The organism is Dermacoccus sp. Ellin185 (assembly GCF_000152185.1).
In the GTDB taxonomy this organism is placed as follows: domain Bacteria; phylum Actinomycetota; class Actinomycetes; order Actinomycetales; family Dermatophilaceae; genus Dermacoccus; species Dermacoccus nishinomiyaensis.
The window spans coordinates 1-25,768 of the sequence record NZ_AEIQ01000104.1 but is presented as its reverse complement, the minus strand read 5'-3'; the positions used below and the strand labels follow the sequence as shown (position 1 = coordinate 25,768).

At 70.2% G+C, this 25,768-nt stretch carries 22 protein-coding genes and 2 pseudogenes; 9 read left to right on the top strand and 15 right to left on the bottom strand.

Annotated elements, in window-relative coordinates; all coding sequences use genetic code 11:
- Window positions 1–148 precede the first annotated feature (148 nt).
- Window positions 149–1,333 carry a glycosyltransferase gene (locus tag HMPREF0321_RS11755; RefSeq protein ID WP_006946716.1) on the top strand — a complete coding sequence of 395 codons (1,185 nt, stop codon included), beginning with the start codon at window positions 149–151 and terminating at the stop codon, window positions 1,331–1,333.
- 209 nt (window positions 1,334–1,542) lie between these two features.
- Here HMPREF0321_RS11755 and HMPREF0321_RS11750 read toward each other — a convergent pair whose 3' ends face one another.
- Window positions 1,543–2,604: a GNAT family N-acetyltransferase gene (locus HMPREF0321_RS11750; RefSeq protein WP_006946727.1), complete on the bottom strand. Its 1,062-nt coding sequence runs from the start codon at window positions 2,602–2,604 to the stop codon at window positions 1,543–1,545.
- A 37-nt stretch (window positions 2,605–2,641) separates the two neighbouring features.
- Between HMPREF0321_RS11750 and HMPREF0321_RS17460 the strand changes: the two are divergent.
- Window positions 2,642–3,360: pseudogene (locus HMPREF0321_RS17460) on the top strand (GNAT family N-acetyltransferase).
- A gap of 191 nt (window positions 3,361–3,551) precedes the next feature.
- Here HMPREF0321_RS17460 and HMPREF0321_RS11740 read toward each other — a convergent pair.
- The 10 genes from HMPREF0321_RS11740 to HMPREF0321_RS11690 all read right to left on the bottom strand — a co-directional run bounded on the left by HMPREF0321_RS11740 (window position 3,552) and on the right by HMPREF0321_RS11690 (window position 16,433).
- Entirely contained in the window at window positions 3,552–4,424 is an 873-nt protein-coding gene (locus HMPREF0321_RS11740; protein ID WP_006946690.1) for a glycosyltransferase family 2 protein, read from the bottom strand.
- Complete coding sequence (locus tag HMPREF0321_RS17115) at window positions 4,424–5,920, bottom strand: glycosyltransferase (RefSeq protein WP_006946666.1); 1,497 nt, start codon at window positions 5,918–5,920, stop codon at window positions 4,424–4,426. The genes HMPREF0321_RS11740 and HMPREF0321_RS17115 overlap by 1 nt, the downstream gene beginning before the upstream one ends.
- Window positions 5,920–7,314 (bottom strand): glycosyltransferase, encoded by a 1,395-nt coding sequence (locus tag HMPREF0321_RS11725; protein ID WP_006946681.1) that lies wholly within the window; start codon window positions 7,312–7,314, stop codon window positions 5,920–5,922. The genes HMPREF0321_RS17115 and HMPREF0321_RS11725 overlap by 1 nt, the downstream gene beginning before the upstream one ends.
- Window positions 7,311–8,114, bottom strand: coding sequence for a glycosyltransferase family 2 protein (locus HMPREF0321_RS11720; RefSeq protein ID WP_082740547.1), 804 nt, complete (start codon window positions 8,112–8,114; stop codon window positions 7,311–7,313). Before HMPREF0321_RS11720 ends, HMPREF0321_RS11725 begins: the two co-directional genes overlap by 4 nt.
- On the bottom strand, window positions 8,111–9,385 hold the full coding sequence (locus HMPREF0321_RS11715; protein WP_175282490.1) for a glycosyltransferase family 2 protein: 1,275 nt from the start codon (window positions 9,383–9,385) through the stop codon (window positions 8,111–8,113). Before HMPREF0321_RS11715 ends, HMPREF0321_RS11720 begins: the two co-directional genes overlap by 4 nt.
- 41 nt (window positions 9,386–9,426) lie before the next feature.
- The gene (locus HMPREF0321_RS11710; protein ID WP_139023646.1) at window positions 9,427–10,608 is read right to left on the bottom strand and encodes a glycosyltransferase family 4 protein; all 1,182 of its coding nucleotides are present in this window, start codon (window positions 10,606–10,608) and stop codon (window positions 9,427–9,429) included.
- Window positions 10,609–10,691: 83 nt separating this feature from the next.
- The gene (locus tag HMPREF0321_RS11705) at window positions 10,692–11,663 is read right to left on the bottom strand and encodes a WcbI family polysaccharide biosynthesis putative acetyltransferase (RefSeq protein ID WP_006946712.1); all 972 of its coding nucleotides are present in this window, start codon (window positions 11,661–11,663) and stop codon (window positions 10,692–10,694) included.
- Window positions 11,660–13,369: a PIG-L family deacetylase gene (locus HMPREF0321_RS15040; RefSeq protein WP_006946685.1), complete on the bottom strand. Its 1,710-nt coding sequence runs from the start codon at window positions 13,367–13,369 to the stop codon at window positions 11,660–11,662. The genes HMPREF0321_RS11705 and HMPREF0321_RS15040 overlap by 4 nt, the downstream gene beginning before the upstream one ends.
- Window positions 13,369–14,355 (bottom strand): acyl-CoA dehydrogenase family protein, encoded by a 987-nt coding sequence (locus HMPREF0321_RS11695; protein ID WP_254653992.1) that lies wholly within the window; start codon window positions 14,353–14,355, stop codon window positions 13,369–13,371. Before HMPREF0321_RS11695 ends, HMPREF0321_RS15040 begins: the two co-directional genes overlap by 1 nt.
- Window positions 14,352–16,433 (bottom strand): catalase, encoded by a 2,082-nt coding sequence (locus HMPREF0321_RS11690; protein WP_006946671.1) that lies wholly within the window; start codon window positions 16,431–16,433, stop codon window positions 14,352–14,354. The genes HMPREF0321_RS11695 and HMPREF0321_RS11690 overlap by 4 nt, the downstream gene beginning before the upstream one ends.
- A gap of 246 nt (window positions 16,434–16,679) precedes the next feature.
- On the opposite strand from HMPREF0321_RS11690, the gene HMPREF0321_RS11685 reads away from it, so the two are divergent.
- The 4 genes from HMPREF0321_RS11685 (at window position 16,680) to HMPREF0321_RS11670 (ending at window position 20,422) form a co-directional block, all read left to right on the top strand.
- Window positions 16,680–17,690 carry an SDR family oxidoreductase gene (locus tag HMPREF0321_RS11685; RefSeq protein ID WP_006946684.1) on the top strand — a complete coding sequence of 337 codons (1,011 nt, stop codon included), beginning with the start codon at window positions 16,680–16,682 and terminating at the stop codon, window positions 17,688–17,690.
- Window positions 17,691–17,768: 78 nt separating this feature from the next.
- Window positions 17,769–18,263, top strand: a complete 495-nt coding sequence (locus tag HMPREF0321_RS11680) for a pyridoxamine 5'-phosphate oxidase family protein (protein WP_006946673.1) — start codon at window positions 17,769–17,771, stop codon at window positions 18,261–18,263.
- A 111-nt stretch (window positions 18,264–18,374) separates the two neighbouring features.
- On the top strand, window positions 18,375–19,571 hold the full coding sequence (locus HMPREF0321_RS11675) for a zinc-dependent alcohol dehydrogenase (protein ID WP_006946748.1): 1,197 nt from the start codon (window positions 18,375–18,377) through the stop codon (window positions 19,569–19,571).
- Between the two features lie 209 nt (window positions 19,572–19,780).
- On the top strand, window positions 19,781–20,422 hold the full coding sequence (locus HMPREF0321_RS11670; RefSeq protein ID WP_040014963.1) for a HEAT repeat domain-containing protein: 642 nt from the start codon (window positions 19,781–19,783) through the stop codon (window positions 20,420–20,422).
- Window positions 20,423–20,485: 63 nt separating this feature from the next.
- Here the strand turns inward: HMPREF0321_RS11670 and HMPREF0321_RS16555 are convergent, their stop codons facing one another.
- Entirely contained in the window at window positions 20,486–20,941 is a 456-nt protein-coding gene (locus HMPREF0321_RS16555; RefSeq protein WP_006946703.1) for a hypothetical protein, read from the bottom strand.
- Between the two features lie 206 nt (window positions 20,942–21,147).
- Window positions 21,148–21,630, bottom strand: a complete 483-nt coding sequence (locus HMPREF0321_RS11660) for a hypothetical protein (RefSeq protein WP_006946737.1) — start codon at window positions 21,628–21,630, stop codon at window positions 21,148–21,150.
- Between the two features lie 149 nt (window positions 21,631–21,779).
- Here HMPREF0321_RS11660 and HMPREF0321_RS11655 point away from each other — a divergent pair, with 149 nt between their 5' ends.
- The 3 genes from HMPREF0321_RS11655 to HMPREF0321_RS11645 all read left to right on the top strand — a co-directional run bounded on the left by HMPREF0321_RS11655 (window position 21,780) and on the right by HMPREF0321_RS11645 (window position 24,733).
- A complete protein-coding gene (locus HMPREF0321_RS11655) occupies window positions 21,780–22,475 on the top strand; it encodes a response regulator transcription factor (RefSeq protein ID WP_006946720.1) in 696 nt (231 codons plus the stop codon).
- A 163-nt stretch (window positions 22,476–22,638) separates the two neighbouring features.
- Complete coding sequence (gntA, locus tag HMPREF0321_RS15665) at window positions 22,639–24,072, top strand: guanitoxin biosynthesis heme-dependent pre-guanitoxin N-hydroxylase GntA (RefSeq protein WP_083607339.1); 1,434 nt, start codon at window positions 22,639–22,641, stop codon at window positions 24,070–24,072.
- On the top strand, window positions 24,065–24,733 hold the full coding sequence (locus HMPREF0321_RS11645; RefSeq protein ID WP_006946721.1) for a DUF1989 domain-containing protein: 669 nt from the start codon (window positions 24,065–24,067) through the stop codon (window positions 24,731–24,733). The genes gntA and HMPREF0321_RS11645 overlap by 8 nt, the downstream gene beginning before the upstream one ends.
- Before the next feature lie 199 nt (window positions 24,734–24,932).
- Here the strand turns inward: HMPREF0321_RS11645 and HMPREF0321_RS11640 are convergent, their stop codons facing one another.
- Together HMPREF0321_RS11640 and HMPREF0321_RS11635 are read right to left on the bottom strand one after the other, a co-directional pair.
- Complete coding sequence (locus tag HMPREF0321_RS11640; RefSeq protein WP_040014962.1) at window positions 24,933–25,241, bottom strand: hypothetical protein; 309 nt, start codon at window positions 25,239–25,241, stop codon at window positions 24,933–24,935.
- Between the two features lie 63 nt (window positions 25,242–25,304).
- A pseudogene (locus tag HMPREF0321_RS11635) lies at window positions 25,305–25,768 on the bottom strand (NAD(P)/FAD-dependent oxidoreductase); the annotation flags it as partial.

The window sequence follows — 25,768 nt, the reverse complement described above, 5'->3', positions numbered from 1 at the left end:
CGGATTGGCGTCGAACATGACGCGAATCCGGGCAACGATGATCCGTCAACGGGCGAGCCTGCGGGTAGGGTGACGGCGCCCGCCCTCGGTCGCGTTCACTGTGTCGTGCTCAGTGTCGTAGCCGATGAGATCGCGTCCAGGAGAAGCCATGATTCGTGTCGCGTCGGTTCCGGCCGATCACCCCTACGTCGCGCACCTCTCCCCGACCGGCGAGACACCAGGCGACGGGTGCGACGAGGTGATCCGCCTGCCCGACCCGCCCGTCATCGCTGACGACGGCTCGACGCGCTGGTGGCCGCCGCGCATCCTCGATCCGGCCTGGCTACGCGAGCATGCCGGCGAGTTCGACGTGCTGCACGTCCACTTCGGGTTCGAGTCGTTCAGCCCTGAGCACCTGCGCGAGGTCGTCGACGTGGCGCACGAGCTGGGCAAGGGCGTCGTCGTCACGGTGCACGACCTGCGCAACCCGCACATCAAGGACCCGGCGGCGCAGCTCAGCCGACTCGACGCGCTCGTGCCGGCGGCTGACGCCGTCATCACGCTGACGCAGGGCGCGGCTGATGCGATCCAGGCTCGCTGGGGTCGCGACGCCGTCGTCGTGCGCCACCCGCACATCGTGCCGCTGGACGTCATGGCCGCGCTCCTGCTCGATGACACTTCCTCTCGGACGAACCGCGCCGACGCGCGGTCGAGCGACGACAGCACAGCGGCGCCCGCGCGAAATGATCGTCGGCGAATCGGCTTGCACCTCAAGAGTCTTCGCACGAACGTAGACGCAGCGGGAGCGCTCGACGCGCTCGCCCTCGTCGCCGATGAGCGGCCTGACGTCGAGATCGTCGTGACGATGCACCGCGCCGTGGCGGACCCAACCGATCGCGGTCACGACGCCTGCGTCGTCGAGCGCGCCGAGGCGCTGGCGGCGCGCGGCGCCATCACGCTCGTCCTGCACGAGCCGATGGATGACGCGACGCTGTTCGCGTTCGTCGGCGGCCTCGACGTCAGCGTCATGGCGAACGTCTGGGGCACCCACTCGGGGTGGATCGAGATGTGTCACGACCTCGGCGTGCGCGTCGTGGCACCGAACGTCGGGTTCTACGGCGAACAGCACGCGCCCGTCCTCTACGATCTCGCGGGCCGGGGCGATGAGGCCGAGGACGGTGCGGCCGCGAGTGAGGACGCCACCGTCGACGCTCGCAGGCTTGCCGACACGATCCTGGTCGCCGTCGACCAAGGGCGCGCTGCCCCGGCCGACGTCGCCGCACGCCGCGACGAACGCGATGCCGGAGCACGCGTTCACTCCGAGATCTACCGCGCCAGCATTCCCACTCGTTGAAGCGACGTCGCCCCTGGCGCGTCTGTGAGCGACATACGTCGTGTGCCTGAATGTGCACGAAATTCGCGATCTTCGTCCACCTCTGCGAGCCGCGTCCCGGTCTGCGAATCCTTGTCACATCGGCGATGTCGTGGTCACCACCGCTGCCCCGTCGCCCCCCCGCGGACCCTACGACGCCCCAGTCGCGCCGTTGACCCGTCGGCCAATCGTCAGTGCGGCACCGAGCTGTTCTCCGCTGACGCCGTCGTCGCCACGGTGCTCGCCACGGGCGCCGACGAGTCCGCGGTGGCCTCCGGGCCTCGAGCCCGCTGCGTCTGACGACGTTCCGCGAGATGCTCGCGGGCTTCGAGGGCACGTCGCGCTCCGGGCACGATGTCGCGTTCCCAGGTGCCGAGGTGGGTGACGTCCTCGCCACCGAAGGAACGCTTGAAGGCGCTGAATCCCGCCCAGGGATGGTTCGGCTCGTCCGGTGGTGCGAGCCCGAACAGGTCAGCGGTCCGAATGCCTGCGTCGTGGGCGTCGAGCAGCGCGCGCGTGATGAGGGGCTGGTTCGGACGCAGTTTTCGATGCTCCACGGGCATCGCGGCGTGGGCGAAGAGCCGCTGGGTGGGGCTGTCGTAGACGAGGGTGGCGCACAGCGGGGCGCCGTCCTTCCACGTCGAGTAGAGGGTCGCCGCGTCCACCGGCATCATCGCGGAAGCCACCGCATGCAGGTAGCTGGCCGAGCGGGCGACAATGTGCTTGTGCCCCGCAGCCTGCGACAGGAACGCGGCGAGGATGGTGACGTCGTCCGGGTTGCGGCTCGTCCGCACCTCCAGGCCCTTCTTCGCGTGGTTGCGGTGAATCGTGCGGATGCTGCCCGTCGCCGCGGCGAGGATGGCGTCCGGGCCCGCAGTCAGGTCGATGAGGCGAGTGTGCTTCGGTTGATGATCGTGCAGCGCCGGGTGGAATCTGTTTGCCTCGAGCACGTCCCGCCACAGCGGCAGGTCCGACCAGAGGGCCTCGCGTTCGCTGCTGCGCGGCTCGACGCGAACCCACCAGGCTCGCCGTCGACGAGCATGGGCGTGGATGGCGCGCAAGGCGTCGTCGAGTGCGCCCGCGTCACGGCAGATCGGCCCGTACGGCACGTACAGGTAGGAGCCGACCGCGCGCTTCTCCTCGACGCACAGTGCCGACCACCCGTCTCCCTGCAGTGTCGACGTCGGCTTGCCGAGCTTGCGTTGGACCTTGGCCCATGCGTCGGTCTGCAGTGGCGATTCGAGCGAGAACATTCGAGGTTCCGATCATCGGGGCGATAACGCTCAGGCGATGTGTAGCACGGACGGAGACCGCGAGGCAACTTCTCGACCGTATCGCGAGACTCACCCCCTGACCGCGCATCCTGAGCCTTCGGCATGTCACCCGGTTGCCGCTGATCGCCGATGGAGGGAGAGTGAGACCATGCTCCCCGCCGAACTGCCGAACCTGGGGGACGGACGTGTCACGCTTCGCGCTTTCGTGAACGATGACGAGGATCTGGTTCGCAGCGTTGCCCGCGACCCGCTGATTCCCCTCCTCACGACCGTCCCCGCGAGCGGTTCCCATGACGACGCGCTGAGTTACATAGCGCGTCAGCACGAGCGACTACGGACCGGCGCCGGGTACTCCTTCGCCATCACCGACCAGCACGATCAGTGCATCGGCAACATCGGCCTGTGGCTCAGCTCCATCCACCAGGGGCGTGCCTCGACGGGGTACTGGCTGCGCCGGCGTTCCGGGGACGCGGCTACGCGAAGCGCGCACTCGCCATCCTGAGCGGTTGGGCCGAGACGCTCGAAGACGTGGCCCGCCTCGAGCTCTACGTCGAGCCGTGGAATGAGGCGTCATGGCGTTGCGCCGAGGCCTGTGGTTTCGAACGCGAAGGACTGCTGCGTTCCTGGCAGCAGGTGGGCGATTCGCGCAAGGACATGTTCATGTACAGCCGCATCCGCGTCGATGAAAGCGCCCAGGCTGAGGCCTCCCCGCGCAGCGGCGGCGACGGCGCGTAGTCGGCCCGTCCGCGCTCTTGGTCTCGGTGGCGATGCGTCACCCCGCGGTACGAATGTGGACGGGATTCGCAGATGGGGACGTAGATCGCAGGATGGCCCCGGAACGCCGTGTACGACTGCGATTTTCGTCCACATTCGCGATTCTCGGACACTCCTGCGAATCCGGTCCACATTCGGGCACACCGCAAGGCTCAATGCGGCGACGCCAGGGACAACGACGTAGGGGTCCACTCGACGAGGCCTTCGTCGGCGAACGCCTGCAACCAGCCCTCCATCGGCCAGGTGCCCCACCGCTCGCGGTAGAGGTTCGCGTTGCGCACGATGTCGACGACGTGATGGCGCGGCGGGTTCGCGCTCGGATGCCACTGATGCAACGCGTGCGCGCCGCCGACCCACGCCATCCGCAGGCCCGCGTCACGGGCTCGCATGCCGAAGTCGGTGTCCTCCGCGCCATACCCGACGTACCGCTCGTCGAAACCGCCGCACGCGCGCCAGGCGTCGGCATCGAGCGCAAACGCGAGCGACCACAGGAGACGATGGTCGTCGTCGACCTCGACCGCACCCGACGACGGCGCGGGGCGCGCAGCATGCGGAGCGACGAAACGTCTTGCAGCCGCCGGGAATTCACCGTCGAGACGATCGTCCTCCCCCAGATACGTGACGATGCCGTTGAGCACCGCACGCTCGCCGCGAGCATCGAGCTGACGCTGCGCGTCACGCGACGCATCGACGAAACCGGGCAGGGGGACGCAGTCGACATCGAGGAAGACGATGAGTTCCGCGCCATCATCGAGTGCCGCCGTCGCGCCGACGTTGCGGGCCCGCGCGGTCGGCATGCCCAGCGGGTGATCGTCGAGGGGCACGATGCTGACGCTCTCACCCATGACGCCCGCCGCGCGCAGGTCGTCACCCAGATCAGGCATGTCGACGGCGACGATGACGTGTCGCACGTCGGGCGCCACCTCGTCGAGGAACCGTCGCTGATTGACGAGGTGCTCGAGACGCCCCCGCACCGGAGTGACGACGGCGACGGGCAGCCTCCGGCCCGACCCCATGTCGGTCATCACTGCAGCGTCCCATCTCCGAGTGCGGGCGCCTCGGCGCCAGTAGCGGCTGGCCAGCCGGAGCCGCCCTCGACTCCACGCGCAACGCCCCCGGCTTCGCGGACGCCTCGCTCTGCGACACCTGCGCGCGCAACATCGTCGATGCCGTGCCTGCTCCCACGCACAGCACCTCCCAGATCGTCGGCGTCAGTTCCAGCAGCTAGGTCAGCGACGCCCCCGCGCGCAGCGGCCTCGATGACGTCAGCCGCGCGGTCAACAGCGCCGTCGACGCACCAGCGCGCCCACGCACGTCCTGTCGATCGCTCGTCGCCTCCGGCGAGGAGTTCACGGATGCCGGCAGCGACCTCGTCAGCGGTCGCACCCAGAGTCAGCCCGCGCGCGATGCCGGCGTCGTCAAGAGCACGAGCCATGTCGGCCTGCTCGTCGAACGGACGCTCCTGCGGCACGACGACGGCAGGAACACCGAAGGCAGCGACGTCCGCAAGAGCGTTCTGCCCCGCGTGGGTGACGACGACGTCAGCCGTCGCGAGCAGAACCTCGACGGGGTGGTCGGCGTCGGGCGTCCGCCAATGGACCTGCGGCACAGCGCGTTCGACGGCGCCCGGAAGCTCAGCGTCGTCCCAGCCCTCGCCGCCGACGAGGAGCACACCACGCAACCTTGGTATCTCTTGGGCGCCCCGCGACGTCGCGTCCGAGAAGGCCCCTCTCGGCATGCCCGCCGAAAGGCCCTCCGGAACGTTCACCGCAGCACCGTCAGAATCGCTGCCTCGCCGTGCGCCCAGCGAAGGGCCTCCCGCAGCGTCTATTGCTGCACCGCCGGATCCGGCGCCCGGTGCAGTGCTCTGCGAGACGTCCGCCGCGACGCCGCAGCCGCCGGCATCGCGGGAACCGTCCGCCCGCGGGCCCGACGCAACACTTTCCGAGGAGTTCGGGGAGGCACATGCCGACGAACCACCGCCCGCAGCGTTCGGCCCCGCAGCATGACCCGCGAAGCGCGACAGGCCACCGACTTCGACCGTCTTGTCGCGATGGCGTTCGAGGTGCGGCGCGACGACGAGCCGCGCCGGCCAGGGCGCCAGCACAGCCGCCGCCAGGTCGAACGCCAGCGCATGCGGTGCGTCGTCGCGTCGCCCGGGCTGAGCCACGACGACGACGGGGACGCCGAGCAGCCGCACGAGAGCGCTCACCTCGACGGAGACGTCGACGACGACGACGTCCGGGCGCGCCTGCGTCACCCACGCCGCGATCTGCGCCGAACGCTCGGCGTAGCCACCGCCGAGCGGAGCCCAGTGCAGACGCCCACCCGCATCGGGGTCGACGAACGGTGCATCCGCTTCATCGGCATCCGACGCGAGCGCGACCTGATCCCCGTCGGGCAGTGCGCCGCTGCCGAGATAGGTGATGACGTGCCCGCGCCGCGTCAGTTCGGCACCGATGACGCCCGCCCGCGTCGCGTGCCCCCGCCCGTGATGGTGCACGTAATAACCGATGCGCATCACGACATCGCCCCTGTCGCGTCCGGTTGGGCGCCGCCTGAGACGCTGTCGCCCGAAAGGCTCCCCGGGAGCAACGGACGGTCCGCAACGTCACTGCCCATGCCGTTCGGCGCGCTCACCCCCGGACGAACCCCGGCTGGAGGCTTCATGTCCTCACGGATGACGAGCCGCCGCGCGTCGGCGTCGCTCGGGAGCGGGTCCAGCGGTGTGTGACGTTCGACGGATCGCGCGCCCGATCCAGGCTGCGAACGGCGCGCCGCGTCAACCGCCTCCGTCAGCACCGCGAGATGCCCGTCGATGCAGGCATCGAGAGAGAAATGGCGGACGGCGCACTCGCGCACCGCCGCGCGCTCGAGAGCGTCGACTTCGGTGACGGCAGAGGCCAGTCGGGCGACCAGCACGTCGTCGGGCGCCGCCATCACGGCTCCTGCCGGGAGCTCAGACGAATCCACGACCGGATTCGTCGACACGTCGACGAGGACACCCATGTCCGGTCGCACCACCTCGACGAGACCACCTCGTGCGAGGGCGATGACAGGCGTCCCGCACATCGCGCCCTCGACGGCGACGAGGCCGAACGGCTCATCCCATGCCGGTGTGACGAACAACGCGTCGCTCCGCCCGACGACCTTCGCCACCTCCTGCGGCCGCACCGCGCCGAGATGCTCGACGTCACCCCCGAGCCGCGGCGCGATCTCCGCCTCGAAGTACGCGGCATCGCTGACCGGCCCGACAAGAGCCAGCCGTCGCCCGGCCATCCGCGCCGCATCGATCGCGAGATGCGGCGCCTTCTCCGGCGTGATCCGACCGACCCAGGCGAGACGGCCGTCGGCAGCACCCGGCCCGAGGACGAAACGCGACTCGTCGACACCGTTCGCCACGACCTGCCGCGTCACCGTCGACCACTGCGCCGCGAGGGCTTTCGACACCGCGACGAACCGCGACGCCGGCGAGGCGAGGGCAGCGCCGAGCTCCATCCACGGAAACGGCGGCGTGTGCAACGTCGTGACGACCGGCGCGTCGTAGGCGCGCGACAGCGACATCGGCAGGTGGTGCAGGCTGTGGTTGGCGACGACGTCGAGCTCACCGGCACGATCCCGGCGCGCCAGTTCGGCGGCCGCGAACGTGAACGCGTGATGGTCGTCGAGAAACGGCTTCTCCGGCAGCTGCGGGTCGAGCGCGGCAACCGCCGAGAACGGCGGCAGCGCCGGGTACGTCACGACCTCGTCGGCCACGTCGGCCGGCGTCCCCTCGGCCGCGAACAGCACGACGTGGTGGCCGCGCCGACGGAACCCGGCGACGAGCGCCGCCGTCAGCGATTCCTGGCCGCCGGCGAACGGCTCGCTCAACGGGTTGCGGTTCGTGGCGAGCACGGCGATGCGCAGCGACGTCATGCGACTCCTCCTCGCAGGTTGGCCAGATACGTCGCGAACCCGCCGACAGCTCGCCCGTCGAGACGGCTCGACGTGACGACGCGCGCGTCATCGGCCGCCCGCACGAGGCGCTCGTCCTCGGCGCGCAGCCGCTCGACGAGGTCTACGTCCTCGTGCAGCGACAGCGGCGCGAACCCGCCGACCCGCAGGTACGCAGAGGCGCGCACACCGAGATTCGCGCCGTGCACGTGAGGATGCCCCTCCCGCAGATGGTGTCGTTCCATCCACTCTGCGCGCCGCGCGCCGGTGAGAGCCGCGTCCGGTTCGACGGTGCCGACGTACGCGTCGGCGCCGGCGTTGGCCGTCGCGATGTGGGCGCTCAGCCAGTGCGGCGGGACGTGCGTGTCGGCGTCGGTCGACGCGAGCCACAGCGCGTCGGCATCAATGCCGTCACGTTCCGCCCATTCGAGCGCGCAGCGCACTCCCGCGGCACGCGCTCGCCCGACGCTCCCCGCCGTGACGACGAGCGGCTCCACGCTGAACTGCCCGCGGTGCGCCGCGGCGCCCGCGAAGGCACGCACGATGGCCTCGCTGTCGTCGGTGCACGTGTCGAGGACGATGCACGCACGTAACGTCATCGCCGGCGCGAGATGAGCAACCTCGACGAGCGCTCGTTCGAGCGCCGTGAGGCAGTGCGCAAGCGCCTGCTCTTCGTCACGCGCAGGCACGATGACGGTGGCGCCGGCGAGAGCAGGGCGAGGCGAACCGTCACGGCTGCGAGTGAGCGCACGTGTCACGCACGGATAGGTGCGCTCGCTCATGACCACCTCCGTCGGCCCCAGGCCTCGAGGTCGAGGGGCCCGTCTGCGGGCACGGTGTCGACGATCGGTGACGCATCCGCGGACGATTCGACCGGCCCAGCGACCCTGTCATTTCTGCGATTTTCGTCCACATTCGTCCGATGACGGGTGCGCGCCGCCGTCACGACGCCGCCCACCCATGGCGCGCCGTCGCACGCTGCGAGCAGACCCTCGGCATCGCGCAGAACGCACGGCTGCATGACGTCGACGATGAACTCAGCGCGCTGCAGAACGTCGTCGGACGGTTCGCCGGCGCACACGCGAGAGTCATCGGCGAGCACGTCGGGACGGTGTTCACCGCACCAGATCCCGACGTCCGCGAGCGCGAGCCACGACTCGAGGGCGGCGTACTCGCCGCTCGGTGCCACCGTTCGCGCCGGCCGCCAGAACACGACGACGCGCGGGGCGCGCCAGATACCGTGGCGCCCCCGCACGTCTGGCTGTGGAATGCGGGCAGCGAGCGCGAGCTGCTCGCCCTCCTTGAGCTGCGCGAGATCGGCTCGCTCCCCCGCGTCGGGGCCGTCGTGCCAGGCCACCGCGGCCGGCGCATGACGCAGGGCGACGCCGGTGTTCCAGGCGCGATAGGCGAGATCCCAGTCTTCGCCGCCGTACCCGACGAGGCTCTCGTCGAACCCGTCGAGTCGTTCGAACGCGTCGCGCGTCATGCCCATGACGGCGCTGATGACGAGTCGCCAGTCGCCGTCGCCGGCGTCACGCAGGTCGTTCGTGCGCGTATAGCCGTCGCGCAGCCACTGGGGTGCGGCGAGGACGTCACCGTCGGCCGGCGCCTCGGGATCGGTTGCCGCACACCAGGACACGACGTCGTCACCCCGCGCGGCGACGGCACTGAGATCGGCATGCCGACGGGCTCCGACGACGAGGGCGCCGGCGCCCGGCGCCTCGCGCGACGCCTCTCGCAAGGCGTCGACCATCGCGGCACAGTAGCCGGGCGTCGGCACGGTGTCGCCGTCGAGGAAGAGGACGACCGGTGACGACCCGGCGCGCGCGCCGAGATTGCGCACCGCCGCGGCGCGGAAGCCCTCGTTCGCCTGTCGCAGGAGCGTGACGCCGTCGGGGACGCTCGGCGGGGTGGCCGAACCGTCATCCGCGACGACGACGTGGAGGCGCAGCGACGAATCATCCTGCGCCGCCAGGGAATCCAGAACCCATCGCAGACGCTGCGGGTCCTCGAAATGCGTGACGACGACGTCGACGTCGCGTCCGTCACCCACGCTCAGGTCAGCCCCTTGCTCGCCCGCGCGAGCGTTCGCGCTCACCCGACACCACCCAGGGGCGGCAGGTGCGCGGCGAGCAGTTCGGTCTGGCGACGCGCGGCGTCCGGCGTCGTGAGCGAGCCGGGATGCGACGGGTTCGTCACGGTCACCATCGGGTCGCTCAGCGCCGTCCGGGCGGCATCGACGAGCACATCGATCACACCATCACGATCGCCCGATTCGCCTGCATCAGTAGAAGGTTCGACGACCGTCACCGAACCGGGTGCCGCCGTCGACAGTTCGGTGACCCACGGCGTCGCCAGCGTGATCGGCCGGCGACCGGCGGCGATCCATCGGCCGATCGAACCCGACGCGGAGATGTGACGGTAGGCCGCGAGCGGCACGGCGATCGTCGCGATCGCGGCGTCCATCTCGTCCTCGCTCAGGTGCCCGAGAACGCGCAGTTCGATTCCGCGCGCGTTCGCGGCGCGGCGCAAGTCATCGACGAAGTCCTCGTGCCCCTCGACCACCGCGCCGAGCATGACGACGTCGCGACCCAGCGCCGCGGCAACATCGAGCGCCAACTGCGGATCCTTGCCCGGATGGACGAACCCGAGGACGCCGACGGGCGCGTCATCGCCCAGGGCGAGCACCGCGTCGCCCGCCGCGGTTGCACTCGCTCGCGCATCGACCGGCAACGTGACGACACCGACGCCAGCGACATCGGCGTCGCCGAAACCCCGAGCGGCGCTGTCAGCGTCACCGGCATGCGCCGCGACGACGTCACCCAGCATCGCGCGCTCGGCCTCGCTGCACACCTGAACAGACGCGGCGGCCGCGACGATGCGCGCATACAGCGCAGCGCGACGTTCGTAGCGCGCCTGCCCCTCGGCGGGCTGCGGAATGTCGTGAAGCGTGACGTGCACGGGCCGCGCGGCGCCCTCGATCGCGCGCACCCCGGCTTCGATCGCCCGGTGGTCGGCGCCGAGCAGCGCGTCGGTGAGGTGAACATGCACGGGCCCCGCATCGCCCGCGAGGTACGCCGCGAGGTCATGCGCGCCGGTCCCCACGTCGAGCATCGACGTGCGGCGCGCACCGGCGAGAGCCGCCCCGTGGCGCGTCACCCCGTGCTCGGGCGGGCCGAGCAGGAGGTGGTCGACGGTTTCAGCCGCATCACCCGATGCAACGTGCGCGCTGCGGGGGTCCTCAGCGGCAGTGCTCGCCGGGCGCGTCGTCGTCATCCTCGTATTGTCATGTGCGACGGGGCTTCTCGTCATCTTGACGTCCGTCGGATGTTCGAACGCATCGCCGCTCGGTGCGGCGCTCACACGTCACCGTCCACGATCTCGAGCAACGTCGCATGTCGACGCACCGCGTCCGCGAGTGCCTGCGGGTGCTCGGCGTACCACGCGGCGTGGGCGGCGACGAGCTCGTCCTCGCCCACCGCCTGACCGCGCACCTGCCACACGCGGGCGACGTCGTCATCGCTCATCGGCACCTGCGCGAGCGCGGCGGCGCGCTCGTCCATCGGCGCGACGAGGGCGCCGAGCAGCGACCGGCCAGGGTCGTACTCGCGGGGTGCGCCGAGGTCGAGGGCGGCCGCGATGCGGTCGGCGACCTCGACGAGGACGTCGTTCGTCGGGTGGTTGATGACGTGGACGCTGCGGCGTCCAGGGCGCGCGAGGGCATCACGAATGTCGACGGCGCCGTGCGCCTCGATGCGCCGCGTCAGCTCAGCGAGGGATGCGTCGCGCAGGGCAGCGACGGCGCGCTCGTCGAGCTGCGGCAGGTCGGCGCTCGTCACACGAGCCGCGTGGTCACCCGCTCGGCGGCACGCCGCGATGACGCGCAGATCGTGGTACGGCACGATCGGCGGCTCGCCCGCGGGCGTGCGGACGATGACCTGCGCCGGGTGCAGCCCCGCCCACCGCATGACGGGCACGATCGTCGACCTGACGTGCGGCGCCGCCGTGAGCAGTTCTTCCGTGCCGACGGGCAGGCCGCGATACCCGGGGGCGACGGGTTGCGTGACGAGGTAGTGGGCCTGCGCGAGGGTGCGATGCAGGTGCGGCACGTCATCGGCGACCAGTTCGTGCGCCGGGACGAGGCGGATCGTGCGGATGCGATCGCCGTACCGACCGTCGAGAAGTACGCGCAGCGACTCCGCCTGGCAGTTGCCGTGGACGACGAGCACCGGGCGGCCGTCAGGATCGGCCGTCGGCACGGGGTCGGCGAGACCGTAGAACTCGCCGTAGTGCAGGTTGCGAGGCGTCGCCTCGACGGCAGGCGTTGTCATGAGGCGTCTCCTTCGACGTCATCTCCGGCACTTTCGCCGCTGACGGCGCCGATGCCGCGCTCGCCGTCAGCCGACGAATGTGGACGAAAATCGCCGATGTGGACGGGGTTCGCCGATGTGGACGGGATTCGCAGGACACCGCGGGTGTTGCGCGACACGGGGGCCGATGCGGCGGTTGCGGCATCGCCGTTGCTCGGGCGAGCGACCACGATGGCGACGTCGTCGTCTTCGTAACGCGCGAGCGTCGGCCACACGAGGCGCACCTGCTCATCGACGAGACGCCCGTCGAGGGGGATGTCACGCGTCGGGTGCAGCCAGTTCGCCACGACGACGACACCGTCATCGCGCAGCAGTGCGTCGATGCCGGCAAGGGTCGCCAGCAGCGTCGCGCCGTCGAGGAAGTAGCCGATCTCGCTCAGCACGACGGTGTCGAACCGCTGCCCTTCGTCGGCGAGTTCATCGAGCACAGAAGGCAGTTCGGCGTGGCGCCAGTCGACGCCGTCGACGTCACGTCGACGAGCGCGCGCCAGCGCCTGGGCGCTCCCGTCGACCGCGACCACGCCGTCGGCGCGCTCGGCGAGCGCCTGCGTCAGGGCGCCCGTGGAGCATCCGAGATCGAGCACGCGCCCGAGATGCTCGTCAGGCAGCATCGCCTCGATGAGGGCACGGCGACGCCGCTCGTACCAGCGCGTCTCGACACCCCACGGGTCGTCGCTGCCCTCGAACATCGCGTCGAAGGATGCCGCCGGCGTGCGGCCGTCATCGAACGAGGCGACGCGGGGCAGCGCGCCATCGGGGTCGAAGAGTGTCTCGACGAGACGTTCGAAGTGGGCGAGGACGCCGGCGTCGAGCATCGCAGGCTCGGCTGCGGGGCGCGCGAACGTCCCGATCTGTGACGAGTACGCCGCGATGGCTGCGCGTTTGCGCTGGAGCGAGGCGACGTCGGGGACAGCGAGAACACTGCTCTCCCAGACCGTTTCGGCGACCGACGATGGATCGCCCCAGTGCCACCACCACAACGGATAGCTGACGCACGCCGCCCCGAGCTGCGCCGCGACGTCACGCGCCACGGCTCCGCACGTGTCGTGGTCGATGTGCGCATCGGCCTCCGCCGGGGCGACGACGAGCACCCGCTCAGTTCCCGACCCACGCACCGGCGTCATCGACGGCGTCACCGTCGAGGTCACATCGGCGGCTGCGTCATCGCAGCCGACCGCTCTCGAGGGCGACTGGTCCGACACCGTGGATGCCTCCGCCGCAGTTACCCGCACGACGCGCTCCAGCGCAGCGGCCAGCTCGGCACGGTGGTCAGCGACGCGGCCGTCAGGTAGCGCAAGGCGCTCAACCCGCCCGAGCGCACCGCCGAGCAGCACACCGAGAGCGTCGTCGAACTCGCGACGACGGACTTCGCGGACGACCTCGAATGTCAGTCCCGTTGCCGCAGAGTGCGATCCCTCGCCGTCGGTGACGAGGGCGACGTCTACGGGCAACCCCGCGTCCGCGAGCATCGCCAGCAATGCGCCGACGGCGAGTGTCTCGTCGTCGGGGTGAGCCGCGACGACGACGACGCGGCTGTACCGGGCAGCGAGGGCTTCGACGTCGAGGTGGCCAAGCGACGCCCATGGCGTCCCTCGCAACCACGTGCGTTCGCTCGTGCCGGGCTCCCGCGACGACCACGAGGCCGGCGCGGCGGGCATCCCGCGCATCAGTGACGCTCCAGCGTGGCGGCGCCGATCGCGGCGAGGTCGCGTTCGGCGTGGTGCTGGCGCACATAGACACCGAGGTCGGCAACGCGCCGCGCGTGGGTCTCGTCGCTCGTCAACGGGCCGGGGCCGAGCGCGTGGCCACAGATCGTCAGCGCCTGCTCCGCCGCATCGGCGACGACTGCTCGCACGCGCGACGACAACGCGAGACCCGCTGCACCGCAGGCGTTTCCACCGTCGATCGCGCGGGCTGCGTCGGCGAGTACCGCGTCGAGCAGATACGTGATGACCTCGAGCCGGCCCAGATGCATGAGCGCGATCTGATCGGGTTCACGCCGCCCCGCAGCCGCACGAACCGCTGTGACGAGGCCGTCCACGCCGCCCGCCCAGACGGCGGCGACACCGATGCCACCCCACGCGAAACCGTCACGGCCGAGGTAGAAACCTGGCTCCCCGACGGGCGTCGCGGGCATCGCGTCGAATGTCAGCGACGTCGAACGGATCGCGACGAGCCCACGCGACACCCAAGGCTCCTCGGCGCCACGCACCCGCGCATCCGTGAGGTCGACGGCGAACAACCGCTGTCCTTCAGGCGTACCGGCCGTCACGAGCGCATGCGACAACTGCTCACCGAGCGAGCACCACGGCTTCACCCCGTCGAGCATCCAGCCGTCACCCTCGCGACGCGCGGCGAGGCCCGGCGCCCGCGCCGCGAACACGCCCCAGGCGCCGTCCCCACCGCCGGGCAGCACGTCGCCCGGCGCAACCCCCGCCTCGGCGAGGATCGCAAGCGCATCGAGGTGCGGTTCGATGACGCGGGCCGTCGTCAGGTCGGAGGCGCCGAGCGATCGGAGCGTGTCGAGATACACCGCGCTGTCGCGGCCCAACGCCGCTGCGGCGGAAGCGAATTCACCGGCAGCGGCAAGCGCCGCCCCGATGTCCCCAGCAGGGATATCGGGGCGGCACAGCGCGCGAGAGGGTTCGCTCAAGCGGAGAGCTCCCGCTTCCAGAAGCGCAGCGCACGGCACGTCTCGACGAAGCCCTTCGCGCCGGCCGCGTCGCTGACGTCGACGAACCCGTCGTCCTTCTTCGACGCCACACCCGCGGCTTCGATGAGACCCGACGCGTCCGGGCCGAGGGCCAGGAACTTGTTGTGCGCGACGGCGTCCGTCACGAAGTCACGAGCCTCGGCGACCTTGCCGAGCGCCGCCGCACCGTCAGCCGACGGCAGCAGCGCGACGGCGTCGAACAGCACCGACGGCGCACCGGCGATGGCGTGATCGGCGGCGAGCTTCTCACCGTTCGACAGCGTGACGCCGCCGACAGCCTTCGCGACGACCTCGACGACCGTGCCCTCGGCCTCGGCAGCCGAACGCACTGCAGCGAACAGGTCGGCGTCGGTTCCGTCGCTGACGACGACGCCGATCCTGCGGCCGGCGAAGCTGTCGGGTCCGTTCTTCACGATGCTCAGCGCCTCGGAGACGGGCAGGTCGTGACGCGGCGCCACCTTCGCGGGCGAGGCCTCCGGCAGCTCCATCGCGAGCTCGTCGGCGACGCGCTGCGCGAGCGACTCGTCGACGTTGCGCAGGTTGCCGAGCATGCGCGTGCGGATCTCGGGGATCTCGCACTTGCCGAGCTCGAACGCGAACGCGTCGACGATGTGCTTCTGCTCGACCTCCGTCTGGCTCTTCCAGAACTGATTGGCCTGGCTGTAGTGGTCGGCGAACGACTCCGCACGCAGACGGCGCGCCTCACCCTCGACCTTCGTCGGGTACGTGTCCGGCTGGAACGTCGTCAGCGCGCGCGGGCCACGGTCGTCACCCGAGAAGCCGTTCGGCTCGTAGTTGGCGCGGCCCCTCTGGTGCGCGAACTGCATGTGACCGTCACGCTGGAAGTGCGCGACGGGGCACTTCGGCGCGTTGACGGGCAGCTGCGTGTGGTTGGTCGAGCCGAGGCGCGACAGCTGCGTGTCGAGGTAGCTGAAGTTGCGGCCCTGCAGCAGCGGGTCGTTCGTGAAGTCGATGCCGGGCACGACGTTCTGCGTCATGAACGCGACCTGCTCCGTCTCGGAGAAGACGTTGTCGACGACGCGGTTGAGCGTCATCTTGCCGAGCGGGCGGATCGGGACGATCTCCTCGGGGATGATCTTCGTCGAGTCGAGCACGTCGAAGTCGAAGCTGTCGGCGAACGCGTCGTCGAACACCTGGACACCGAGCTCGTACTCGGGGAAGTCGCCGCTCTGGATCGCGTTCCACAGGTCACGACGGTGGAAGTCGGCGTCGGCGCCGTTGATCTTGACGGCCTCGTTCCAGACCACCGACTGCATGCCCTGCACGGGCTTCCAGTGGAACTTGACGAACGAGCTCTTGCCGTCGGCCGTCACGAAGCGGAAGGTGTGAACACCGAAGCCCTCCATGAAGCGGAAGCTGCGCGGGATCGCGCGGTCGCTCATCGCCCACAGGGCCATGTGCGTCGACTCGGGCATGAGGGAGATGAAGTCCCAGAACGTGTCATGCGCGCTCGCCGCCTGCGGCCAACCGCGGTCCTGCTCCTCCTTGACCGAGTGCACGAGGTCGGGGAACTTGATCGCGTCCTGGATGAAGAAGACGGGGATGTTGTTGCCGACGAGGTCCCAGTTACCCTCCTCGGTGTAGAACTTCGTCGCGAAGCCACGGACGTCGCGCGCGAGGTCGGCGGAGCCCATGTTGCCGGCGACCGTCGAGAAACGAACGAACGTCTCCGTCTGACGGCCCTTCTTGCCGAACAGGTAGGCGGCCGTGAGGTCGCTGTGGTCGTCGTAGCTCTCGAACACGCCGTGCGCGCCGTAGCCGCGGGCGTGGACGACACGCTCCGGGATGCGCTCGTGGTCGAAGTGCATGATCTTGTCGCGGAACGCGGCGTCCTGCAGCAGCGACGGGCCGCGGTCGCCCGCACGCAGCTGGTTCTGGTCGTCGGTCACCGGAATACCCTGCGACGTCGTCATGGCGTTGCCACCGGTCACCCCCTGGTGCAGCTCGTCTCCGGTGCCGCGCGTGTCGGGGCTCGTGGTGCGCTCGTTGTCGCTCATGGCTCTCCTCATGCTGGTGGTCGTTCGATCATGGCCTCTCGACCCTATGTCGGAGAGTAAGGCCGCCGCATCCCCTCTCACCACGCCCCTACGGAGGTGGACGAAAATCGCAGATGTGGACAAGAATCGCAGGGAGGCCCAGGGCGCTGACGGGACATGAGCCGGCGGGCACCCGTGTGGGTGACGACTCGGTGTGAGAGGCGAAACCCATTGGAAAAATTAGGGATCGACTCTAGGGTGAAACGCATGGAGACGTCGCGCAGCCAGTCGGATCACCCGGTCAGTTCGCCGAACCAGAATGCATCGGCTTCGTCAGACAAGCCCTTGGCACTCGTCGCGGGAGCCTCGCGCGGGCTCGGTTTTCTCGTCGCCACCGCCCTCGCCGACGCCGGGCACCGCGTCGTCCTCGCATCTCGCTCCGCCGACGCCCTGGCGAAGGCCGCCGACACGCTTGTCTCCCACGGCCATGCGCGCAGTGCCGTCTCGACGATCGTCATGGACGTGAGTGATCACGACGGGGTGGCTCGAGCCGTCGCCCAGGTCGAGGGCGAGCACGGCCCGATCGACGTCGCCATCCACGTCGCCGGTGTCATAGAGGTCGGCCCCGCCGAGAACACGACGCACGAGCACATCGAAGGCGCGATGAACATCATGGCGTGGGGGCCGATCAACCTCTCCGACGCCGTCATCCCCGGCATGCGCGAACGCGGGCGCGGACGCTTCGGCGTCGTCACCTCCATCGGCGGCCTGCTGAGCGCACCGCACCTGCTCGCGTACTCGACGGCGAAGTTCGCGGCCGTCGGCTACACCGAGGGCCTCGCCGCGTCGCTCGCCGGCACGGGCGTGAGCGCCACCGTCATCGCCCCGGGGTTGATGCGCACCGGCTCGCACACGGCCGCACAGTTCTACGGCAACGCGCAGGCCGAATACGCGTGGTTTGCGCCCGCCGCGTCGCTGCCGTTCGTCAGCATGGACGCGACGAAGGCCGCGCGACGCATGGTCGACGGCGTCCTCGCCGGCAAGCCGTACGTCATCCTCACGCCCGCCGCGAAGCTCGGCGCGCGCGTCCACGGCGTCATGCCGGGTGTGACGACGCGCGTCATGGGCCTCGTGGGGCGTGCGCTGCCCGGGCCCGTTCCCGGTGCGACGACGCCTGTCCCCGGATCGAAGCTCGCACCGAAGGCCGGACGATTCGTCAAGCTCCTCACGACGCTCGGTGATCGCGCGTCGCGCAGCAACCTCGAACCCGAGGGTTGAGCGGCCCCGGGTCGTGCCACCCGAAGATTTGAACCCAACCACCCGATTATCCGAGACCCCCGACGAAAGGCACGCACCATGTCTGCTGGAACCCCGAAGTCCGACATCTCGCAGGAGCAGGTCGTCGAGATCATGCGTGGTGAGCGCTTCGTCATGCTCACCTCGATCGCAGTCGACGGGGCCCTGCACAGCCACCCGATGACGCCGCAGGAGGTGACGGACGACGCCGACGTGTGGTTCTTCGTCGGCCTCGGCACCGAGCAGGCGCAGGCGCTGCAGAGCAACCCGCAGGTCAACCTGTCGTTCGCGCATCTCGGTTCGTGGCTGTCCGTCGCGGGACGCGTCGAGTTCGTCGACGACCGCGCTAAGATCGACGAGCTGTGGGGCGACGACGTCGCCGCTTGGTACGACGGCGGCAAGGACGACCCGGACCTCGGTCTCGTCCGCGTCGTCAGCGAGTCCGCGCAGTTCTGGGGCCAGCCCGGAGGCAAGGCCTCCGCGCTCGCGAGCATCGTCAAGGCGCGCGTCAGCGGCGAGCGTCCGAAGGGCCAGAGCGCCACGACCGAGCTGTGAGAACCCGGGAGCCGAACCGACGCGCGGCGGCTCCCCGCGCCACGCTCCCCACCACCCCATCCCCACCACCCGATCGCCGCACGTCGCGGTGATCCTCTCGAGGAGAAACTGATGCGAGCACTCACCTGGCAGGGCCAGGGCAAGGTCTCGGTCGAGCAGGTCGCCGACCCGAGCATCCAGGAGCCCACCGACGCGATCGTGCGCGTCACCTCGACCGCGATCTGCGGTTCGGACATGCACCTCTACACCGTCCTCGCGCCGTTCCTGACGAAGGGCGACATCCTCGGCCACGAGTTCATGGGCATCGTCGAGGAGGTCGGCTCGGGCGTCACGAACCTCAAGCCCGGCGACCGCGTCGTCGTGCCGTTCAACATCTCCTGCGGCCACTGCTGGATGTGCAGCCGAGGCTTGTTCGCGCAGTGCGAGACGACGCAGAACGTCGACCAGGGCACCGGCGCGAGCCTGTTCGGCTTCACGAGCCTGTACGGTGCGGTGCCCGGCGGCCAGGCGGACTACGTCCGCGTGCCGCATGCCGATTTCGGCCCCATCAAGGTGCCTGAGGCCGGCGAGGACGAGCGCTACCTCTACCTGTCCGACATCCTGCCGACCGCGTGGCAGGGCGTGCAATGGGCGAACGTGCGCCCCGGCGACACGCTCGCCGTCATGGGTGCCGGCCCCGTCGGTCAGCTCGCCGTCGCGAGCGCGCAGTACCTGGGGATCGAGGACGTCATCGTCGTCGACCGCGTGCCGGAGCGCCTCGAGCGCATGAAGGCCCGCGGCGCCCGCACGATCAACCTCGACGACCTCGACGGCTCGCAGGTCACCGCCGTCGGCGACGCGGTGCGCGACCTGACGGACGGGCGCGGTGCGGACGGCGTCGTCGAGGCCGTCGGCATGGAGGCACACGGCAACCCGGTTGCCGCTGCGGGCCTGTCGGCCGTGAGCAAGCTGCCGTCGGCGATCTCGGAGCCGCTCGCGAAGAAGGCCGGCATCGACCGTCTCGCCGCGCTCCACGCCGCGATCGAGAGCGTCCGCCGCGGCGGCACCGTCTCCGTCTCCGGTGTCTACGGCGGCGCGCTCGACCCGATGCCGATGATGCAGATGTTCGACAAGGGCATCGCCATGCGCATGGGCCAGTGCCACGTCAAGCAGTGGACCGACGAGCTGCGCGACGTGCTCGTCGACGCCGACCCGTTCGGCGTCGAGCAGCTCGCGACGCACCGCGTCGGGCTCGACGAGGCGGCGACGATGTACGACGTGTTCCAGAAGAAGCAGGACGGCTGCCAGAAGGTCGTCCTCAAGCCCTGACGCACTGACGGCCTGGGATCGGGTCGGCGTCCACCGAGACGCTGGGCCACCCGGCCGCCCGGCCACCACAGGACGGCGGGTAACTCACGGGTAGGCGCGCGGTTAGGCGCCGACCCGTGAGTTACCCGCCATCGTGCGTTCTACGTGCAGGCGGCGCCGCCTGAAATGGTGCGCGGAATAGTGCGGGCGCGACGCGCGCTGCAGTGAGCATGACGCCCGAGCAGTACGCCGCGAACATCGCCCGCGCCCTCGACGTGCAGGATCAGTCGGTGCGGTTGCAGGCCGCTATGGCGGCGGGCACGCATCCGCATCCCGATCTGCTGGAGACGCTCGTGCGTCGCTGCGGCGTCGAGCCCGACTTCTTCGTCCGCGAGACCCTCGCCTGGGCGCTGACGCGCCTGCCGGCTGACGACGTCCTGCCGCGCGTTCAGCGCGAGCTGGCGTCGAAGAACATCCAGGCGCGCACGCAGGCGTTGCACGTGCTGTCGAAGGTCGGCGACGGGCGCGCATGGCCCTGGATCACGCCCGAGTTCCTGCACGACGCCGACGACGATCTCGCCCGCACCGCTTGGCGCGCGGCCGCCGCACTGGCCCCGGAGAGTCAACATGGCTCTCTCGCTGACGAATTGGTCAAGGAGTTCGGCCGTGGGGACGCCGGCACGCAGATGGCGTTGAGCATCGCATTGCTGGCTCTCGGCGACGCCGCCGTCCCAGCGGTCCCGTCGGCAATCCGGAGCCAAGACGCGGCCGTCACCGAACATGCTCGCGCGACCGACCTGCTGCGCACCCGCCCCGAGCTCGCGTTCGACGGCGCCGTCGAGGAAGCCAAGCGCATCGTCGCGATGGGTTGAGCGCGTCGGCCCCACCCCCGGCCATACGACGGGAGAGCGGGTAACTCACGGGTAGGCACGCAACTACGCGCCGACCCGTGAGTCACCCGCCATCCCATCGTCGAAGGTGACGCAGCGGCCGCCCGCTCCCCCGGAGCTTGGAATCACAACACCTGGGGCCGCGCAGTACCAGGCCGGCCTGTCGCCGTCGGTGCGGGGCTTGTCGATGCCGACGTTGGCACGGCTGTGCGTTCTGGGGCCGGCTACGACGGTCGCGATGAACGCGGCGACGGCCTTGCGCGCCACCTCGGTGACCTTGACCTGCCCGTAACGTCTTCGCGGCCTTCCCGGCGCGTCGAACGCGGCGTTGACGTCCCTGGCGCCGCTGATCGGCGACGTCGCGACGACCTGGCCGGTGCTGGGGTTGACGACATCCAGTCGGCCCTCCCCGTGTGCCTCGCCGTCGATGACGTTGCACAGCAGGGTGCTGATGAACTTCACCTCGAATGTAGCGGCGGCATGCACTGTGGTGCGCGCCATACTTGAATGACCCTTGTTTTTACTGGCCAGCAGGTGGCGCCCATGAAAGCGCCTCGGGAGGGACGCCACACATGGCGGACACCACCGACCAACCTGGGCAGCTGGGGTCAGGCCGCGTCAGGGCGGTCAGGCAGGGCGAGGCGCCCGCGCGGTCCAGCGGGGTGACTCGTCCGACGGCTCGCCAGCGGAGCGCAGCGGATGTCAGCTCAGCGCAGCGTCGCGGCCGCTTCGGCATGGGCGGCGACGAGGCGTTCGATCTGGCTGTCGGCGCGCACGATGAGGTCGTCGAGTTCGGCGACGTCGATGCGCGCATCGTTGATCGCGAGCACGCGCATGCCCTCCCAGCCGGCCCGCTTGCCACGAACGGCCGCCAGCAGCGCCTCGAGTTCGAGCACGTCGCTCAGCGGCGAGCGGCGCACGAAACGGCCGTTGAGTTTCACGCGGCTGACGGTCTCGCCGACGCTCAGCGCGAGCTGCGCGAGCCGCGCCTCACCCACCCCGAGCGCGTCGGCCATGACGCGCAGGCGTGCGCGGTCCTCGGCGATCTCCCGCGTCAGCGTCGCGAGCACCTTCCGCGTGCGCGCCGAACTCTGCGAGCGCGACGCGCGCTCGAACAGGTCGAGCCCACCCTTCGATGCGGCCCAGTGATGAGCGACGTAGCTGGTGACGAACTTGTCGCGCGATTCCATGATCGACCTCCTGCAGGTCTGCGAGAACGGGTGTCACCGTCAGCCTAGGAGGTCACCGTGCGCGCGACCAGCCCGACGCAACTCGGTGGATGTCGGAAGTTCGTCATGGTTGATTTCCTTGTGTCGCAACATGTTGGCAAGGTATCCCCATGTCGTCCCACCCGAGCCCGGATGGAGCCGCACACCTCCGTCTGGCGACGGGTGAGGAGTCGAGGGGCACGCCCGCACCCCGCGCACTGCGCGTCACCCTCGTCGACGACGACGCCCTCGTCATGGCCGGTTTTCAGGCACTGCTCGCGCCCTACGCCGCACGCGTCGAGGCGACGTGCAGCCGCGGCGTGCCCACCGAACCCACCGACGTCGCGCTCTTCGACTGCTTCGCCGCCCCCGAGCCGGGGTGGGCGACGCTGGCGCGCCTGCGCGACACAGCCGCCGTCGCGCGCCTCGTCGTCTACACCAACGACCCTCCGCAGGCGCACGTCGGTGCGCTCACCGACTTCGGCGTCGCGGGCGTGCTGACGAAGCACGCGACGGCCGACGAGCTCGTCACCGCACTCGAACGCGTCGCCCGCGGCGAGCGCGTCGTCGACCCCGCGTTCCCCGTCGAGCTGGGTGACGACTGGTGGCCCGGGCGCGCCGAGGGGCTCACCGAGCGAGAGGCGCAGGCCGTCACGCTCATCTGCCGCGGCCTGCCCAACGGCGCGATCGCGCACGAACTCAACGTCTCCCTCAACACGCTCAAGAGCTACATCCGCTCCGCCTACCGCACCATGGGCGTCGCCTCCCGCAGCGAGGCGGTGCTGTGGGGCGTCGCCCGCGGACTGCACGTCGACGGCCGGCCCTGACGCGCTCACCACTTTCCAGCATGGCGCCGCGCAACGGCGGTCCATCAGGCAGCCGACGCTTCACCTCCTTGCGGGTGTGGCGCGAAACACGGTGAGCGACAACACTTCTCATCACCACCGACACCTCACGACCCTTGATCGTCGGATCGCTCGAAGGAGAGCTGTGCCCCGCCTCACCGTCGCCGTCGTCGCACGTAGCGAGCTGTTCGGATGCGGCGCGATGGCGGCTCTCGACGCGTTCGGCGTCGCGACACGCCTCGTGCTCGTGCGTGGCCCGGGCCTGCGCGCCGAGGATCTCGCGCTCGATGCCGACGTGGCCGTGCTCGAGTGGAACGAACCCAACCGCAACGCCTGGGATCAACTACGCGCGCTGCACGCCGCGAACCCGACGACGAAGCTGCTCGTGTCGTCGCTGCACACCGACGAGGCCGCCATCAGCCGGCTCCTCGCGCACGGCGCGTCGGGAGTCGTCGGACGGTCGGCGAGCGCCGCCGATCTGCGCGCCGGGGTCGATGACGTGGTCGCGGGCCGAATCGTCCGCCCCGCGGTGCTTCGACCCTCCCCCACGGACGCGCGGCCGACCGTCCCCTCCGACGGGCTGACCGCACGTCAGGCGCAGATCGTCGATCTCATCTGCTCGGGCATGCCGAACGCGCAGATCGCCGAGCGCCTGCACCTGAGCGTCAACAGCGTCAAGTCGCACATCAGAGGCGCCTACCGCGCGATGGACGTGCAGACGCGCCCTCAAGCCGTGTTGTGGGGTCTGGCGCGCGGCTACGGTGGTCATGTGTCTGACGATCACTGGCCGCCAGCTGCGGCACCCACCTCATCATCCGGCTCGTCGACGCACCCAACCGATGACGACGAGTCGCAGGCCCCTGACCTCGCCGACTGGCTCGCCGAACAAGCCGACGCGGGCCTCGAGGGCGCGGACGAGGCAGCCATCCGCGACGTCATCGGCGCGATGATCGAGCACCCTCGGTTTCCGTGCCTCGGAGCGCGTTCGGCGCTGAAACGCGACGGCGCGCTCGTCCGCGTCTTCGACGACATGACCGATGACGCGTGTCTCTCGACGCTCAGCGCTGAGCTGGCCGACTTCGCCGCGATCGAGCGTGGCCCGCGCGAGTTCGGCTCGTTCATCGCCGTCTTCCGTCGCCCGCGGGTGGGCGACGAGCGGGAGTTCGAGAACCTCCTGTGGGGCATGCTGCAGCGATTGCACGATCGTGACGACGCGCCGTGGGCCGAGCGCGTGTCGCCCGACACGACGTCACCGCACTTCAGTTTCAGCCTCGGCGGCGTGCCGTTCTTCCTCGTCGGGCTGCATCCGCAGGCCTCGCGCATCGCGCGCCGTGCTCCGCTGACGACGGTCGTGTTCAACCTGCACGATCAGTTCGAGCAGCTGCGAGCTGACGGCGGCTTCGACCGGATGCGCGACGCGATCCGCCGCCGCGATGCTGCGTTGCAGGGTTCGATCAATCCGGTCGTCACTGATCATGGACGCTCGTCGGAGGCGCGTCAGTACTCTGGGCGGCACGTGGAGGACGACTGGCGTGCCCCGTTCACCGCGCACCCTTCGAAGGAGAATCCTGATGACTGACCCGCGACGCCCGCGCTCCCCCCACCCGCCGACGCCGCGGCCGCCGTACGCGGGCGGCCCCGAAGCTCCCGCCGACGGTTGGTCGCGCATCGCCCCGCAGACGGGGGTGCTCGTGCCGCTGGCGGCCGGTCAGGTGCTCGAGGTCGTCGACCCGTGTGGTGAGCAGGTGAGCGACTTCTACGCCGTCATGCAGGACGACATCGCCGAGTGCTTCTCGGCGGGGCGCACCGTCGACTACAACAACACGTTGTACCCATCGACGGGGCACCGGTTGTGGAGCAACCGCAGCAGCGTCATGGCGACGATCGTCGCGGACTCGGTGGGCATCCACGACATGACGGTGACGCCGTGCAGCCAGCAGACGTTCGACATCCTCTACCCCGAGTTCGACGGCGCCCCGCACCCGAGTTGCTTCGCGAACCTGTGCGGCGCGCTCGAACCCGTCGGCGTCGCGCCCGACCACATCGGCACGACGCTCAACATCTTCATGGACGTGTGGACGAGCCCCGACGGTGAACTGCACATCGACCCGCCGCCGACGCAGGCGGGCGACGTCTTCGCCATCCGCGCCGAAGCCGACCTGTTCGTCGGGCTGACGGCCTGCTCGGCCGAGAAATCGAACGCCGGCGTCTGCAAACCCATCGACTACCGGGTGCGCTGAGGCGCTGACGTCGCACCGGTCCTGTCAGCGAAAGTGGCGAAACAGGCGGCCGTTCAGGCCCCGTCGGGGCTCAGGCGCTCCGAGCAGAATGAGCATCGAGACGGCCCATGTTGTGTCACGAAAGCGCGAAATAGCGCGCGTTCATGACACACCATCCTTGGGTGGGGAGGCGTTGTGAGCCGACACGGCGCTCCGATGGTCAGCAGAACGTGACGCCCGACCCCGCCCATTTGGTGCCGTCCTTGATGAAGGACGCGACGTTGAGCGTCACGGTTGTCGTGCCGTAGCCGTCGACAGTCACGAGGTAACTGAGCGACACGGAGGCCGGGTTGGCGCTGCTCGCGCCGGAGGAGTTCGTGAGTGAGATGCCGATGTACGTGTTGCAGACCTGGGCTGTTGAACCGGCAGGACCACTGCAGCCGCCGTTCGGCGTGCCGGCTGTACCGGAGCCCGCGACGCCGGTGCCGCCCGTCAACGCGTAGCTCTTGCCCTGTGATGTACGACGCAACCGTCCCTTTGTGCGTGCTCGACGGGGCGCCCGTCATGCCCCCGAGCGCCCCGTCGTCACGCGTCAGCGCAGGTTCGTCGGCAGCTCCTCGAGCAGGCGCAGCCAGAGCTCCGACGACGTCGGGTAGCTCGGCACCGCGTGCCGAAGGACGCCGACCGGCACCTGGCCGACGATGGCGACCGTCGCCGCGTGGACGAGTTCGGCCGCCTCGTGGCCGACGAACGTCGCGCCGAGCAGGCACCCGGTGGCACGGTCGACGACGATCTTGGCGCTCCCCACACCGTCGTCACGCAGCAGAGCCGTACCCGCGGCGCTCGCGAACGGCACCGCGACGGTGACGACGTCATGCCCCGCTTCGCGCGCCTGAGCCTCGCTCGAGCCGACCGCCGCGACCTGCGGGTCCGTGAACACGACCTGAGGGACGGGAACGTCACGCGGCGGCGGCGTCTCGTGCGCGCCGGCGAGTCGGGCGCCGAGCACGCGCGCCTCGTACTTGCCCATGTGTGTCAGCGGCGCGCCGCCGCCGG

Excerpts from the sequence above, each read along its gene's own strand:
- HMPREF0321_RS11755 (WP_006946716.1), top strand. The coding sequence starts at position 149 with ATGATTCGTGTCGCGTCGGTTCCGGCCGATCACCCCTACGTCGCGCAC.
- HMPREF0321_RS11660 (WP_006946737.1), bottom strand. The coding sequence starts at position 21,630 with ATGGAATCGCGCGACAAGTTCGTCACCAGCTACGTCGCTCATCACTGG.
- HMPREF0321_RS15040 (WP_006946685.1), bottom strand. The coding sequence starts at position 13,369 with ATGCGCGGGATGCCCGCCGCGCCGGCCTCGTGGTCGTCGCGGGAGCCC.
- HMPREF0321_RS11680 (WP_006946673.1), top strand. The coding sequence starts at position 17,769 with ATGTCTGCTGGAACCCCGAAGTCCGACATCTCGCAGGAGCAGGTCGTC.
- HMPREF0321_RS11670 (WP_040014963.1), top strand. The coding sequence starts at position 19,781 with ATGACGCCCGAGCAGTACGCCGCGAACATCGCCCGCGCCCTCGACGTG.
- HMPREF0321_RS11710 (WP_139023646.1), bottom strand. The coding sequence starts at position 10,608 with ATGACGACGACGCGCCCGGCGAGCACTGCCGCTGAGGACCCCCGCAGC.
- HMPREF0321_RS11750 (WP_006946727.1), bottom strand. The coding sequence starts at position 2,604 with ATGTTCTCGCTCGAATCGCCACTGCAGACCGACGCATGGGCCAAGGTC.
- HMPREF0321_RS11705 (WP_006946712.1), bottom strand. The coding sequence starts at position 11,663 with ATGACAACGCCTGCCGTCGAGGCGACGCCTCGCAACCTGCACTACGGC.
- HMPREF0321_RS11720 (WP_082740547.1), bottom strand. The coding sequence starts at position 8,114 with ATGAGCGAGCGCACCTATCCGTGCGTGACACGTGCGCTCACTCGCAGC.
- HMPREF0321_RS11740 (WP_006946690.1), bottom strand. The coding sequence starts at position 4,424 with ATGACCGACATGGGGTCGGGCCGGAGGCTGCCCGTCGCCGTCGTCACT.
- HMPREF0321_RS17115 (WP_006946666.1), bottom strand. The coding sequence starts at position 5,920 with ATGCGCATCGGTTATTACGTGCACCATCACGGGCGGGGGCACGCGACG.
- HMPREF0321_RS11685 (WP_006946684.1), top strand. The coding sequence starts at position 16,680 with ATGGAGACGTCGCGCAGCCAGTCGGATCACCCGGTCAGTTCGCCGAAC.
- HMPREF0321_RS11655 (WP_006946720.1), top strand. The coding sequence starts at position 21,780 with ATGTCGTCCCACCCGAGCCCGGATGGAGCCGCACACCTCCGTCTGGCG.
- HMPREF0321_RS11675 (WP_006946748.1), top strand. The coding sequence starts at position 18,375 with ATGCGAGCACTCACCTGGCAGGGCCAGGGCAAGGTCTCGGTCGAGCAG.
- HMPREF0321_RS16555 (WP_006946703.1), bottom strand. The coding sequence starts at position 20,941 with ATGGCGCGCACCACAGTGCATGCCGCCGCTACATTCGAGGTGAAGTTC.
- HMPREF0321_RS11690 (WP_006946671.1), bottom strand. The coding sequence starts at position 16,433 with ATGAGCGACAACGAGCGCACCACGAGCCCCGACACGCGCGGCACCGGA.
- HMPREF0321_RS11725 (WP_006946681.1), bottom strand. The coding sequence starts at position 7,314 with ATGACGTCGCTGCGCATCGCCGTGCTCGCCACGAACCGCAACCCGTTG.
- HMPREF0321_RS11645 (WP_006946721.1), top strand. The coding sequence starts at position 24,065 with ATGACTGACCCGCGACGCCCGCGCTCCCCCCACCCGCCGACGCCGCGG.